Here is a 12,669-nt window from a genome sequence, read left to right as displayed (position 1 = left end):
TCTGGGTCTACGCACGAATTCGGGGCGGTTTCGGTACCTAGGCCCTCGTCCGGCTTCTAGGGCGAGGGCGTTGCGAAGCCCGCGGATGTGCGGTGCTGCCAGTCCCGGGCCCGCAGCCGCCAGGTCCGGCGCGCGTATTCCAGCTCCGTGTAGGGCCATTGGGTGACGATGCGCCCGGAGGGCGAACGGAAGTAGCTATCGCATTGCGTCCAGATGGTGCGGCCCAGGTCCGCGGAAAGCTGGTCGTTATAACGCTTTTCGGCTTCCGGCCGCACGTCGAGATACCCGCCGCGGCGCGCTACTTTGCTGACCGCGCTGGCAACCAGTCGCGCCCCGGCCTCCAGGATGTAGACGATCGAATTGCCGCCCTGATTGGTATTGGGACCGTAGAGCATGAAGAAGTTGGGAAAGCCGCCGACCGCCACGCCCAGATACGCGCTGGGGTCATCGCCCCAGTGCTCGTGCAGCCGCTGTCCGCCGTGCCCGACCACCTCGATGCCGGACAGGTAGCGCGAGGTCTCAAACCCGGTGGCCAGCACGATGACATCGACGTCGAAGGCCGCACCCGCGGTGGTGATCACCGATGTCTCGGTGATCCGGTCGATGGGGTCGGTGACGAGCTCGACGCGCTGCCGCTGCAGCGCCCGGTAGTAGTCGTCACCGAGCAGCACCCGCTTGCAGCGGAACGGATAGTCCGGCGACAGCGCGTTACGTAGCCGGTCATCGGCCACGGTGCGCTCCAGGAACGACGTCGCGAACTGACTGCGGGCGGCGACGATCGGATCGTCGGCGAACGTCGCGGTGTTGTCGTGCTGGAATTTCCAGATCCGCCAGCGGGTCCGGCGTGCCGCCAGGGGGTTGCGCCTGAATTGCGCCAATTCGCTTGTGCTGTAAGGCCGATCTTCCTTGGGGACCATCCATGGCGGCGTGCGCTGGAACACCGTCAGGTGCCCGGTGACTTTCGCAAGTTCGGGAACGACTTGGACACCACTGGCGCCGGTGCCGATTACCGCCACGTTCTTACCCGCCAGGTCGATGTCGTGATCCCACCGCGCGGTGTGCATGACCGGGCCGCCGAAGTCGCCCAGGCCTGCGATATCGGGATGCTTGATCGAGCCGAACAGACCCGCGGCGCAGACCACCACGTCCACGCTCAGCGTCTCTGGCGCACCGGCGCGTTGCAGCTGGCAGTCCCAACCACAGGTGTCCACGTTCCAGGAGACCGTATTCACCGTGGCGCCCAGCTTGAGGTGTCGACGCAGGTCGAAGTCGTCGGCCACCGATTCCAGGTAGGCCAGAATCTCGGGCTGCCGGGCGTAGGTACGACTCCAGGATTTGTTGGGCGCGAAGGAAAACGAATACAGGTGACTCTGGATGTCACAGGCGGCACCGGGGTAGGTGTTGCGGCGCCAGGTGCCCCCGACGCCGTCGGCGGCCTCGATGATCACCAGGTCGTCGATGCCGGCCCGGCGCAGGGCCACCGCCGCGCCCAGCCCGCCGAAGCCCGCACCGATGATCGCGACCTTGGGCGAGCGTCGACGCCGGGTTGCGGCCCGCACCCGACCGAGGACGTACTTCACGGCCCGGCCTCGCGGATGTCGAGCCCCGCTAACTCGCCGTCGGCCCGCCACTGCGCCAGGATGTCGGCGTATTCGGTCGGCGCTCCGAAGAAGAAGCTGCCCTGCCGAGTCTTGGCGTCCGCCTTGCCTTCCCGGTTGTAGTAGCCGGGGGTGCAGGTTTTGGCGCGCTCCGCCGTCGCGGATGAGCGGGCCACCACCGTGTCGACCCAGGCGGCCTCGGCGGCGCAGGACGCCTCGACTTCGGTGACGCCATGTTCGAGAGCCCACGCAATGATCCACGCGGCATGGGTGGCCTGCACGTCGAGCAAATACGGAAAGTTCACGGTCAGGCCGGCCTGGGAGATGCTCTCGATGAAGCAATTCGGAAAGCCGTTGGCGCACAAGCCCTGGAACGTCCGCACCCCGTCCCGCCAGCGCTCGGTCAACGTCAGGCCGTCGCGGCCGATCAACTCGAATCCGGTGCGCCGGCAGTAATCGGTGCCCACCTCGAAACCCGTTGCGAAGATGAGGCAGTCGAGCTCGTAGGTCACCCCGTCGACGACGACGCCCGACTCGGTGATGCGCTCGACGCCGCGCCCGCGGGTGTCGACCAGGGTGACATTGTCGCGGTTGAACGTCTGCAAGTATTCGTCGTGGAAGCAGGGCCGCTTGCAGAAGTAGCCATACCAGGGTTTGAGCGCTTCGGCGGTGGCACGGTCGGCCACGATCTCGGCGACCCGGGCCCGGATCTCCTCCATCTTGGCGAAGTCCGCACGTTCGATGTCGCGGGACCGCTGCGCGGGATCGACCGACCCGTCGTCATGCCGCATGACCGGAAGCTTGCGGGTGATGCTCGTCCAGGCGTCGGCGACGAGATCTTCGGGCGCCTGCCCGCCCGCCGTGAGGATCTGAAAGTTCTGGATGCGCTCGCGTTGCCAGCCCGGTTGTAATCCATTGGCCCACTGCAGATCCGTGGCCCGGTTGGCGCGTACGTCCACCGACGACGGCGTGCGCTGAAAGACGAACAGGCGCTGCGCCGCCGCGCCGAGATGCGGCACGCACTGGATCGCCGTGGCTCCGGTTCCGATGATGCCGACGCGTAGACCGGCCAGGTTCTCCAGCTTCTCGCCGGTGTAGCCGTAGTCCCACCGGCTGGTGTGGAAAGTGTGGCCGCGGAAGGTTCCCAATCCGGGGATGCCGGGCAGCTTCGGCCTGGCTTGATAGCCGTTCGCCATGGAGACGAACTTCGCCCGCATCTCGTCACCCCGGTCGGTGCGGATGATCCATCGGGACTTTGCTGCGTCCCAACGGATCTCATGCACATCAGTGTGCAGGCACGCGTCCCGGTACAGGTCGTAGTGCTCGGCGATACGCCGGCAGTGCGCGAAGATCTCGGCGCCTTTGGCGTACTTCGCCGCAGGCATGTAGCCGAGCTCCTCCAGCAGCGGGATGTAGACGTAGGACTCGACGTCACAGGCGATTCCCGGATACCGATTCCAGTACCAGGTGCCGCCCACGTCGGCGGCCTTGTCGATCAGCCGCACGCTTTGCACACCGAGCTCGCGCAGCCGCGCGCCAGTCAGCAGCCCGCCGAAGCCGGCGCCCACGATCGCGACGTCGACCTCGTCGGTGAGTGGCTCGCGCACCAACGTCCCGTCCACCCAAGGGTCTTCGGCGAACCGGGCGAACTCACCCGCGATCTCGACGTACTGGTCGATCCCGTCGGGCCGAATCCTGCGCGCTCGTTCCCGGGCGTACTTCTCCCGCAGCGCATCGACGTCGAACGCGCACCCAACGGTCTCGGTCAAGGTCTCGACTCCGCTCTCCGTGCGCCCGACTCTATAATCAATCGCTTGATCGTATCAAGGGATGGGCGGGTGCCCGACCCCGAAGGTGTCTAGGAACTTCCGAATAATGTGCCCTTGACCAGCACCTTGGCCGAACGCAGCGCGGCGTGGTACTCGTCGGGCGGCAGTGTGGCGGCCAGCTCGGTGAGGCCGTAGACGAGCGCATAGATCGCCTCGACGGCGCCCCGCGCGTCCGGGTGGTCGCCGAGCTCGCCGCGCTGATGCGCGTCCTTGATAACAGCCTCGATGATCTCGCGGAACGCCTCGAACCCGGTGTTCTTCTGTTGCCGGCGTGGCTTTCGCTTGTCGGCGTCCGCGACATTCTCGGCCCGGATCGCGAACTCGAACGCGGCCAGGTCCGGATATTCGCGCATCAATTTCCCGCATTCATCCAGCACCGCGCCGATCCGGTCGATGACATCTCCGGGTCTTTGCGCGGCCAGACGCACCCGGGGCATGGCCGCGTCGGCGCGGGTCGCGATGGTGGCCTTGATCAGTTCCGACTTGTTCGGGAAGTAGTTGTAGAGGCTGGCGCTGGTCACGTTCGCCATGCGGGCGATCGCACGAATGGTCGCCTTGGCGTAGCCGACCTCAGCCACGCAGCGCATGGTGGCGACGATGATCCGCTGGCGGGTCTCTTCGCCGCTGGCGCCGACGGGGCGGCCCAGCTGTGTCCTCGCGCGCACATCGTCGAATATATTTGACCGGCCCGATGGTCCGGCTCGGGAAGCGGACGCGGTCCAGTCGAATATGATCGGGTGATCAATTCGGTGCCTGGGTGGCGGAGGTGTACGGTGCGCGACCGACAAACCCGCGGCGGGCGCCGCCCGGCATGACCGCCACGCAACTCGGCCGCCCGGTGGGCGCAAACGGGGACCAGACCCGCCGGCGAATCATCACCGCGGCAATGCGCTGCGTGGCCGAGGTCGGCTATTCGCAGGCGACGATCCGCGAGATCGCCCGGGCCGCCGATATGACCAGCGGCAGCCTGTATCACTACTTTCCCAACAAATCCGAACTACTCAACGCCACCGGTGCGGAAATCGAGGAGATCGTCCTGCCCCGACTGCGGGCTGCCGCCGCTCAGGTTGACGACGTCGTCGACCGACTCGACGCTGTGCTGGACGAGTCGAGTCGGCTGGTCCGCGACTACCCGTATCTCACCGCGTTCCTGCGGGCGCTTCGCGCCGGGAGCACCGCACGCCTACGACGCGGCGCCCCGCAATACCCCGGTTCCAAGGCGCTGCGCGATGTCGTCTCCGAAATCGTGGCGGACGCCAAAAAGCAAGGGAGGCTGTCGCCGGAGACCGATGCGCGATCCACGGTGGAAGCAATCTGCGCGCTGACCCGCGGACTGTCGGAGCAGGCGGATCGCCTGCGGCCCCAGATCCATAAAACCACGGTGGATGCGGCCAAACAGCTCATCAGAGGAACGCTGTTCACGCCGAATGAGCACACCTCCCGCGAAAAGCGCTGAGTTGCAATGAGCTTACTCACCGCGCTCTGGCTGAACATGACCAACATCGCCGATCCGGCGGGCTTCCCCTCGATGCCGGCCGGGCCAACCTGCAACTATTCGCCGAGCGGGTGCTGCCTTACGCGTGAATGCGCCGCAGTCAGTGAGTCGCCCAGCGTCCACAACGCGACCCCGAGCAGTACCAGATCCTTGAGCAGAAACTGACCGGGCAACGACGAGAGCACCGGAAAAGCGTGGGCGAACGTCACGACCACTCCGGGAGTGGTGAACAGAAAACTGAGCGTGCCCAAAAACAGCACCACCGCCAGTGCGCTGCCAGCAGCAGAGACCAGCGGCCAGAGTGGCCGTAGCGCGATGAGAAGGGCGGCTACGATTTCCATCGTTCCGAGGCCCCGCGCGACGAAGGTGACGCTGAAGACGTTGTAGACCCAGCTCATCAACGGGCTGTGCTCGATGAGTACGCGTGCTTCCATTTTCACGTACTTGCCCACTCCGATCCATGCCAGGACCACCACCAGGCCATAGCGGGCGAAGAGTTGGCCCCACCGGGCCAGCGCCGGCGCCGCGGGTAGCGCCTGGGTGCGATCGATCATCGGACGACGTCCTTTCGGGAGCTGAAGCGCGGGTATCCACCTGACCCACGTTTCAGGCCGCGACCGCGTTCACTTCCGCAACCGCTCGAGGCCGGCGACGATGAGCCGCAACCCAAAGGCGAACTCGTCGGCCAGCGGGACAGGCAGGTCGTCGGCGACCGTCAGCGTGGCGGGAAAGCGCGACGGGTCGAGGCGGTGAAACGCCGCCGACATTGCGGCGTCGCGTTCCCCGCCCTCCGCCGCGGTTCCGGCGAGTTGTAGCGCAAAGCCCAGCACGTAACGGGCCACCGTCGCGTACGCGTGGGCCGCGACCGCCGGCGCGAAACCGTTGTCGAGCAGCACGGCCAGGCAGCGCTCGCGATGCGCCAGCGCGTTGGGCCCCGTCGGGGTGTACTCGATCAACAGCGGCGCGACATTGCCGTGTCGGCTCAGCGCGTCAAACATGTGCTGCGCCAATGAGATACACGCCTCCTGCCACGGCAGGCCGGCGAACTGTTCCGCGTCGGGGTCGACCTCGCCGAGGATGTGGTCGATCACCAGGGAGACCAATTCGGATCTGTTGGCGAAGTGCCGGTACAGCGTGGCGGTGCCCGACTCCAGGCGCTGTGCCAGCGAGCGCATCGACAACGCCTCGGGCCCGTGCTCATCGACGAGTTCGACGGCCGCGGCCATGATGCGGTCCACCGGCAGCGCCGGGCGGCCGCGAGGTCGTCGCTGCTGCGGTTTGACATGCTGGCTCATTACGGAGACACTGTATCCATAAATATGACCTGGATCAACCCCCCTGACAGCAAGGAACATTCGCGATGCTTCTCCCCCTGGCGGCAGAGCCCGTCACCGCGCCTACCGACCGCGACATGCTGCCGTCGGAGCGGCGCGAGTTCGTGCGCACCCATCGCACCTGCGTATTCGGCTACCGCCGCCGTCACGACGGGCCGGCGATGTCGATCGTGTACTACATCCCCACCGACACCGACGAATTACTCGTCTCCACCATGGAAGGCCGCGGCAAGGCCCGCATCGTCGAACGTGACGGCAAGGTCAGTCTGTGCGTGCTCGACGAGCGGTGGCCGTTCGCGTATCTGCAGGTCTATGCCGACGCCACCATCGACCGCGACACGGAACTGGCCGTCGACGTGATGATGGCGGTCGGCGGTCGGATGTCCGGCCAACCGCTCGGTGACGACGCCCGCCCGCACATCCAGGCGATGTGCGAACGCGAGAACCGCGTAGTCATCCGCTGCCGGCCCTACTCCACCTTTGCCACCCCACCGCGGCATCTGCACCGCAACGACCAGGCCGACGAACTCAGCCACTGGGTCTCCGGCGTCATGCCTTGGGACGCAACCGATCCGGTGACGGGCTGATCAACCCGCGTAGCGCTCCTGCAATTTGGCCAGGGTCGCTTCGATCCCCTTCGCGTTGGCCTTACGGAAACCCAGCCGCTCGTAGTACTTCAACCTGTTCTTGAGCGCACCGGCGTCGCGGTAGTCGAACGTCTCGGTCACCTGGGTCCGCGTCGGCGAGACCTTCTCGAATTCCCACCGCCAGCGGTGGCCCAACGGGTGCCGCCACTCGAACTCCTCGTTCGGCTTCAGCGAGGTGATCGTGCTGGTGATGCGGTACGGAATGCCGAACATCTTCATGTGCGTGGAAAACTTCGAGCCCTCCAGCAGTTGCGGCGGCACCGAGATGTTGTCGCCCACGGTGCCCGACCCGTCGAGCTCGTGGTGGCGCCGCGGGTCGGCGACGATGGCATACAGTTCCGCGGCCGGCGCGGCCACTTCGACCCGGCGACTCACCTGGCGGGGTCCGCGGTCGACTACGGTGACGGTCACGAGGTTTCCTTTCGGCTGTGCGTAACGGGATCTAGGTTTGGGGTTCCGCAACGTTCGGATCCCAAACGGGTGCCGGGACCGGCCTTGGCGGGCCGGCGGCCGGATTTGATCAGTCGCGCGACCTCTTCCCACATCAGCACACCGATCTTCGTGGCGAACTCGCGGGGCACTGGTATATCGGCGGCGGATCGCACATGCGCCAATAGGCCGCCGGACCGGGCAGGCAGAATGGTGGACAAGACTTGCCGGGTGATCGAGAAGGAGCGGCATGCCCACCAGCGAATATCGGGTGAGCGGGATGAGCTGCGGGCACTGTGAGGCCGCCGTCCGCGCCGAGGTTGCCCGGATCCCGGGTGTCGACGAGGTGACGGTCAGCGCCGCCACGGGCCGGCTCGTCGTGACTGGCACGCAGCCCATCGACACGGGCGCCGTGCTCGGCGCGGTCGACGAGGCCGGCTATGAGGCCGTCCTGGTCGCATGAGCACGCCCCGGATCAACGAGGGCGCCCCGCCCGATAGCTTGGCCGCGCCCCGGATTGAGCTGGAGATCACCGGCATGACCTGCGCGTCCTGCGCGGCCCGGATCGAGAAGAAGCTGAACAAGCTCGACGGCGTCGCGGCGACCGTCAATTACGCCACCGAGACCGCCGCCGTCACGGCCCCCGCCGGATATGACGCCGGGATCCTCGTCGACGTGATCGAGCAGGCCGGTTACGGCGCCGCGCCGCAGCCGCCGCGGGGCGCCCGCGAGGCGGGGACACCGGAGTACCCCGAGCTGAGCTCACTGCGCCGGCGTCTGGTCACCGCGCTCGTGCTCGCCGGGCCGGTCATCGCCATGGCCATGCTGCCCGCCCTGCAGTTCCCACACTGGCACTGGGTGTCGCTGGCCCTGACCACGCCGGTCGTGCTGTGGTGTGGCCTTGCCTTCCACGCGGCCGCCTGGACCAACCTCAAACACGGCGCGGCCACCATGGACACCCTGGTCTCGCTCGGCACCCTGGCCGCATTCCTGTGGTCGCTCTACGCCCTGTTCCTCGGCACCGCGGGCGCGCCGGGCATGCGGCACGACTTCGAGTTGACAGTCGGGCGCGAGGCCGCTCCGTGCCACGTCTACTTCGAGGTCGCCGCCGGCGTGACCCTGTTCGTCCTCGCCGGGCGCTATTTCGAGACGCGGTCCAAGCGAACGGCCGGGGCCGCGCTGCGCACGCTAATGACGCTGGGCGCCAAGGACGTCGCGGTGCTGCGCCCCGGCAGCCGGTTCGCCGAGGTCCGCGTCCCGATCGAACAACTCGCGGTCGGCGACGAGTTCGTCGTGCGTCCGGGGGAGCGGATCGCCGCCGACGGGATCGTCGTCGCCGGCTCGTCGGCGGTGGACGCCTCCCTGCTGACCGGAGAGTCGGTGCCCGTCGAGGTCGGCGAGGGCGACGCCGTCACCGGCGCCACGGTCAACGCCGGCGGCCGGCTCGTCGTTCGCGCCACCGGGATCGGCGACGACACCCGGCTCGCGCAGGTGGCCAGGCTCGTCGAGCGGGCCCAATCCGGCAAGGCCCGGGCACAACGCCTCGCCGATCGCGTCTCCTCGGTCTTCGTCCCGACCGTCATGGCGGTGGCGGCGGCGACCCTGGCCGGCTGGCTCGCGGCGGGCTTTTCCCTCACCACGGCCCTGACCGCCGCCGTCGCGGTGCTCATCATCGCCTGCCCGTGCGCCCTCGGGCTGGCGACGCCGACCGCCCTGCTGGTCGGCACCGGACGCGCCGCCCAGCTAGGCGTGCTGATCAAGGGGCCCGAGGTGCTGGAGTCGACCCGCGACATCGACACGATCGTCCTGGACAAGACCGGCACCGTCACCACCGGCATGATGACCCTGGTCGACGTGATCACCGGCGCCGACACCGACCGCGCCACGCTGCTGCGCTTGGCCGGCGCCCTGGAAGACGCCTCCGAGCATCCCGTCGCGCGGGCGATCGCGCGCGCCGCCGCGGGGCAGCTCGGCGCGCTTGCCGCACCCACGGGCTTCACCGGGGTCGACGGCAAGGGCGCGCGCGGCGTGGTCGACGGCCGCTACGTCGTCGTCGGGCGCGACAGCCTGCTCACCGAATGCGGCATCTCCCTCGACCCCACCCTGTCCGCGGCGAAGGCCCGCGCCGAGAGCGAAGGCAAGACCGCCGTCGCCGTCGGCTGGGACGGCCGGGCCCGCGGCATCCTGGTGGTCGCCGACACCGTCAAACCGTCCAGCGGCGAGGCGGTACGGCGCTTGACCGGGCTGGGACTGACGCCGGTGCTGCTGACCGGCGACAACGCATGCGTCGCCGCTCGCATCGCCGACGAACTCGGCATCACCCGGGTCATCGCCGACGCCACGCCCGCCGACAAGGTCGCCGCCATCGAGCGGCTGCAATCCGAGGGCAGGGTGGTCGCCATGGTCGGTGACGGCGTCAACGACGCCGCCGCGCTGGCGGCGGCCGACCTGGGCCTGGCCATGGGCACCGGCACCGACGTCGCGATCCAGGCCGCCGACCTCACCGTGGTCCGCGGGGACCTGCGCGGCGCGGTCGACGCGATCCGGCTGTCCCGCCGGACGCTGGCCACCATCAAGACCAACTTGCTCTGGGCATTCGGCTACAACCTCGCCGCGATCCCCCTGGCTGCGCTCGGCATGCTCAACCCGATGTTCGCCGGCGCCGCGATGGCGGCCTCCAGCCTGCTCGTCGTCGGCAACAGCCTGCGGCTGCGCTCGTTCACCAGCGTCAGCACCGGCGCATGAGTCGCGCCGCGCGCATCTGGTCGGCTCACACGCGCAAACGGTCGGCCGCCGGGCCGCTTCCGTATGGGATAGTTGGTCCAACCGCCGCTGTCGGTGCGTCCGACCGGCCCTTCGACACTCACCTCACCCGCGCGCAGCGATCGATTTAGCAGAGGTCACGACCGTTGGAGCAGTTCTTCGGGCAGCTGTCCCTGTTGCACGGCTGGTTTCCGCCTGCCGTGCAGGGCCTGGCCCTGCTCGTGCTGATCGTCGCGATCAACTGGCGCTGCGCCGGCTGGCTCAAGCGGGTGCTGCCGGTCGCGGCGATCGCCGCGGTCGCGGTGACCGTGCTGGCGCGGTGGTACATCACGTCGCTGGGGGTCGCCGGTGACCCCGCGCCGACGGCGCTGTGGCTCTGGATCGCGATGAGCGGCCTGGCCGCGGCGGTCTTCTTGGTAGGTTGGCGAGGAATCCGCTGGTGGCGGCGTGCGGTGGCGGTGCTGGCGATACCGCTGTGCGTCCTGGGTGCGGCGATGGCGCTCAACAGCTGGGTGGGCTATTTCCCGACGGCGCTCGCCGCCTGGAATCAACTGACGTCCGTACCGCTGCCCGACCAGATCGACCGGCTGCGGGTCACCGAGATGCAGGTCGCCGGGACCCGGCCGACCAAGGGTGTGGTGGTGCCGGTGGACATCGACGGCAACGGTCCCTCCGGGTCCCACTTCGCCCACCGCCGGGAACTGGTCTACCTGCCGCCCGCATGGTTCAACAGCAACCCGCCACCCCGGCTGCCTGCGGTGATGATGATCAGTTCGGCCTTCAACACCCCGGCCGACTGGCTGGGCCCCGGCGGCGCGTTCACCGCCATCGACAACTTCGCCGCTGCGCACCACGGCTTCTCCCCGGTGCTGGTGTTCGTCGACCCGACCGGTTCCTTCGACAACGACACCGAGTGCGTCAACGGCACCCGCGGCAACGCCGCCGACCATCTGACGAAGGACATCCAGCCCTTCATGGTGTCGAACTTCGGCGTCAGCGCTGATCGGGCCAACTGGGGTGTCGCAGGCTGGTCGATGGGCGGTACCTGCGCCGTCGACCTGGCCGTCATGCACCCGGAGCTGTTCCGTGCGTTCGTGGACATCGCGGGTGATCGCGGGCCCAACGGTGGCTCGAAGGACCAGACCGTTTCCCGCTTGTTCGGCGGCGATCACGAGGCGTGGGCCTCCTTCGACCCGGTCACGGTCATGACGAAGCACGGTCATTACGACGGCCTGTCGGGATGGTTCGACGTGCCCGGATCGGACGGCGCGCACACAGTCGGGCAGGCAGGCGGTCCGGCGCTGATCGCATCCAGCAGCGACCCCGCCGCCAACCCCGAAGGCCAGGACGTCGCGGCCAATTCACTCTGTGCCGTCGGCACCGCCCACGGCATCGCCTGCGCGGTGGTCAGCCAGCCGGGCAAGCACGACTGGCCGTTCGGCGCTGCGGCGTTTGCCGCGGCGCTGCCGTGGCTGGCCTTTACGCTGGGCACACCCCAGGCCGAGCCGGTGCAACTGCCGCAGCCGAGCGCGGGGGAACCGCATTGATCCCCGCTGGTCGGCGTTCCTGCACGAGGACGACCCGAATCGCCACAGAATTCACAGCTGACCCTCCCGTACCGCAACCGGAATATCGTCCCGGCGAATGGTACGGTTCGCGGCTGTGACCATGATGTCGTGCACCGACGGTGGTTCCCACGGGAGCCCGCTCGGTGCGCGGCGCGGTCATTCGATGAGCGCACCCGACTGTCAGCCATGAACCGCCGCAAGTTTCTCGGATCGCTCGCCGCCTCGGTCGTTGCCGGGGTGGGCGCCGCGCGGCTCATCGTCGATCCGCAGCCACGCACGTTTGCCCAAACCAACCCCGCCGACGTCGCGGTCTCCGGCCCGGCCGCCCCGCAGGCCCTGTTGCCGCCCCCGCCGCCCAGCGCCCGCATCCCGTTGCCCGGCGGCGGTGCCCTGACGAAGATCCCCGGCGAGGGTGACCTGCTCGCGCTGACCGTCGACGACGGCGTCAACAGCGAGGTGGTGCGGGCCTATACGCAGTTCGCCAAAGACACCGGCGTCCGGCTGACCTATTTCGTGAACGGGATCTACGACTCGTGGACCAATAACCTGGACCTGCTGCGGCCGTTGGTGGACAGCGGGCAGATCCAGCTCGGCAACCACACCTGGTCGCACCCGGACCTGACCAAACTAACGAAAGAGCAAGTCGCGGAACAACTTTCGCGAAACGATGCGTTCCTGAAGAATACCTACGGCGTCGGCGCCAAGCCGTATTGGCGGCCGCCGTACGCGAAGCGCAATGCCGCCGTGGACGCGGTGGCCGCCGACCTCGGCTACCAGGTCCCCACCCTGTGGTCCGGCTCGCTGTCGGATTCGACGCTGATCACCGAGGAGTACATCGTGCAGATGGCCGATCAGTACTTCACACCGCAGGCCATCGTCATCGGGCACCTCAATCATCTGCCGGTGACGCACGTTTATCCGCAACTCGTCGACGTCATCCGCGATCGCAACCTGCGCACCGTCACGCTCAACGACGTATTTCTCAAGACGCCGTAGGCCGTCGAAG

Annotated in this window: 12 protein-coding genes; 6 read left to right on the top strand and 6 right to left on the bottom strand. The window is 68.0% G+C overall.

Annotation, left to right across the window (positions count from 1 at the left end; all coding sequences use genetic code 11):
* Positions 1-56 precede the first annotated feature (56 nt).
* From OQ789_RS19695 to OQ789_RS19685, 3 genes are all read right to left on the bottom strand, one after another.
* Positions 57-1,580, bottom strand: a complete 1,524-nt coding sequence (locus tag OQ789_RS19695; RefSeq protein ID WP_324687782.1) for an NAD(P)/FAD-dependent oxidoreductase — start codon at positions 1,578-1,580, stop codon at positions 57-59.
* Positions 1,577-3,367 (bottom strand): NAD(P)/FAD-dependent oxidoreductase, encoded by a 1,791-nt coding sequence (locus OQ789_RS19690; protein ID WP_324687781.1) that lies wholly within the window; start codon positions 3,365-3,367, stop codon positions 1,577-1,579. The genes OQ789_RS19695 and OQ789_RS19690 overlap by 4 nt, the downstream gene beginning before the upstream one ends.
* Before the next feature lie 89 nt (positions 3,368-3,456).
* Positions 3,457-4,092, bottom strand: coding sequence for a TetR/AcrR family transcriptional regulator (locus tag OQ789_RS19685; protein WP_324687780.1), 636 nt, complete (start codon positions 4,090-4,092; stop codon positions 3,457-3,459).
* A gap of 146 nt (positions 4,093-4,238) precedes the next feature.
* Between OQ789_RS19685 and OQ789_RS19680 the strand changes: the two genes are divergently transcribed.
* Positions 4,239-4,883: a helix-turn-helix domain-containing protein gene (locus OQ789_RS19680; protein ID WP_324687779.1), complete on the top strand. Its 645-nt coding sequence runs from the start codon at positions 4,239-4,241 to the stop codon at positions 4,881-4,883.
* A gap of 95 nt (positions 4,884-4,978) precedes the next feature.
* Here the strand turns inward: OQ789_RS19680 and OQ789_RS19675 are convergent, their stop codons facing one another.
* Together OQ789_RS19675 and OQ789_RS19670 are read right to left on the bottom strand one after the other, a co-directional pair.
* Positions 4,979-5,476 (bottom strand): YkgB family protein, encoded by a 498-nt coding sequence (locus OQ789_RS19675; protein ID WP_324687778.1) that lies wholly within the window; start codon positions 5,474-5,476, stop codon positions 4,979-4,981.
* A gap of 69 nt (positions 5,477-5,545) precedes the next feature.
* Positions 5,546-6,160 (bottom strand): TetR/AcrR family transcriptional regulator, encoded by a 615-nt coding sequence (locus OQ789_RS19670; protein WP_324687815.1) that lies wholly within the window; start codon positions 6,158-6,160, stop codon positions 5,546-5,548.
* A gap of 122 nt (positions 6,161-6,282) precedes the next feature.
* Here OQ789_RS19670 and OQ789_RS19665 point away from each other — a divergent pair, with 122 nt between their 5' ends.
* On the top strand, positions 6,283-6,843 hold the full coding sequence (locus tag OQ789_RS19665) for a pyridoxamine 5'-phosphate oxidase family protein (protein ID WP_324687777.1): 561 nt from the start codon (positions 6,283-6,285) through the stop codon (positions 6,841-6,843).
* Here OQ789_RS19665 and OQ789_RS19660 read toward each other — a convergent pair whose 3' ends face one another.
* A complete protein-coding gene (locus OQ789_RS19660) occupies positions 6,844-7,314 on the bottom strand; it encodes an SRPBCC family protein (protein ID WP_324687776.1) in 471 nt (156 codons plus the stop codon).
* 268 nt (positions 7,315-7,582) lie between these two features.
* On the opposite strand from OQ789_RS19660, the gene OQ789_RS19655 reads away from it, so the two are divergent.
* The 4 genes from OQ789_RS19655 (at position 7,583) to OQ789_RS19640 (ending at position 12,659) form a co-directional block, all read left to right on the top strand.
* Positions 7,583-7,795, top strand: coding sequence for a heavy metal-associated domain-containing protein (locus tag OQ789_RS19655; RefSeq protein ID WP_324687775.1), 213 nt, complete (start codon positions 7,583-7,585; stop codon positions 7,793-7,795).
* Entirely contained in the window at positions 7,792-10,077 is a 2,286-nt protein-coding gene (locus tag OQ789_RS19650; protein ID WP_324687774.1) for a heavy metal translocating P-type ATPase, read from the top strand. Before OQ789_RS19655 ends, OQ789_RS19650 begins: the two co-directional genes overlap by 4 nt.
* Before the next feature lie 164 nt (positions 10,078-10,241).
* On the top strand, positions 10,242-11,642 hold the full coding sequence (locus OQ789_RS19645; RefSeq protein ID WP_324687772.1) for an alpha/beta hydrolase: 1,401 nt from the start codon (positions 10,242-10,244) through the stop codon (positions 11,640-11,642).
* A 207-nt stretch (positions 11,643-11,849) separates the two neighbouring features.
* Positions 11,850-12,659: a polysaccharide deacetylase family protein gene (locus OQ789_RS19640; protein WP_324687771.1), complete on the top strand. Its 810-nt coding sequence runs from the start codon at positions 11,850-11,852 to the stop codon at positions 12,657-12,659.
* The last annotated feature ends 10 nt before the right edge of the window (positions 12,660-12,669 follow it).

The organism is Mycobacterium sp. 94-17, assembly GCF_035617725.1.
Taxonomy (GTDB): domain Bacteria; phylum Actinomycetota; class Actinomycetes; order Mycobacteriales; family Mycobacteriaceae; genus Mycobacterium.
The sequence above is the reverse complement of the archived record's forward strand: the minus strand, read 5'-3'. Positions and strand labels throughout refer to the sequence as shown.

What these genes read in the sequence shown, in the direction of transcription:
- OQ789_RS19680 (WP_324687779.1), top strand. Translation starts at nt 4,239, where the DNA reads ATGACCGCCACGCAACTCGGCCGCCCGGTGGGCGCAAACGGGGACCAG.
- OQ789_RS19675 (WP_324687778.1), bottom strand. Translation starts at nt 5,476, where the DNA reads ATGATCGATCGCACCCAGGCGCTACCCGCGGCGCCGGCGCTGGCCCGG.
- OQ789_RS19665 (WP_324687777.1), top strand. Translation starts at nt 6,283, where the DNA reads ATGCTTCTCCCCCTGGCGGCAGAGCCCGTCACCGCGCCTACCGACCGC.
- OQ789_RS19655 (WP_324687775.1), top strand. Translation starts at nt 7,583, where the DNA reads ATGCCCACCAGCGAATATCGGGTGAGCGGGATGAGCTGCGGGCACTGT.
- OQ789_RS19650 (WP_324687774.1), top strand. Translation starts at nt 7,792, where the DNA reads ATGAGCACGCCCCGGATCAACGAGGGCGCCCCGCCCGATAGCTTGGCC.
- OQ789_RS19640 (WP_324687771.1), top strand. Translation starts at nt 11,850, where the DNA reads ATGAACCGCCGCAAGTTTCTCGGATCGCTCGCCGCCTCGGTCGTTGCC.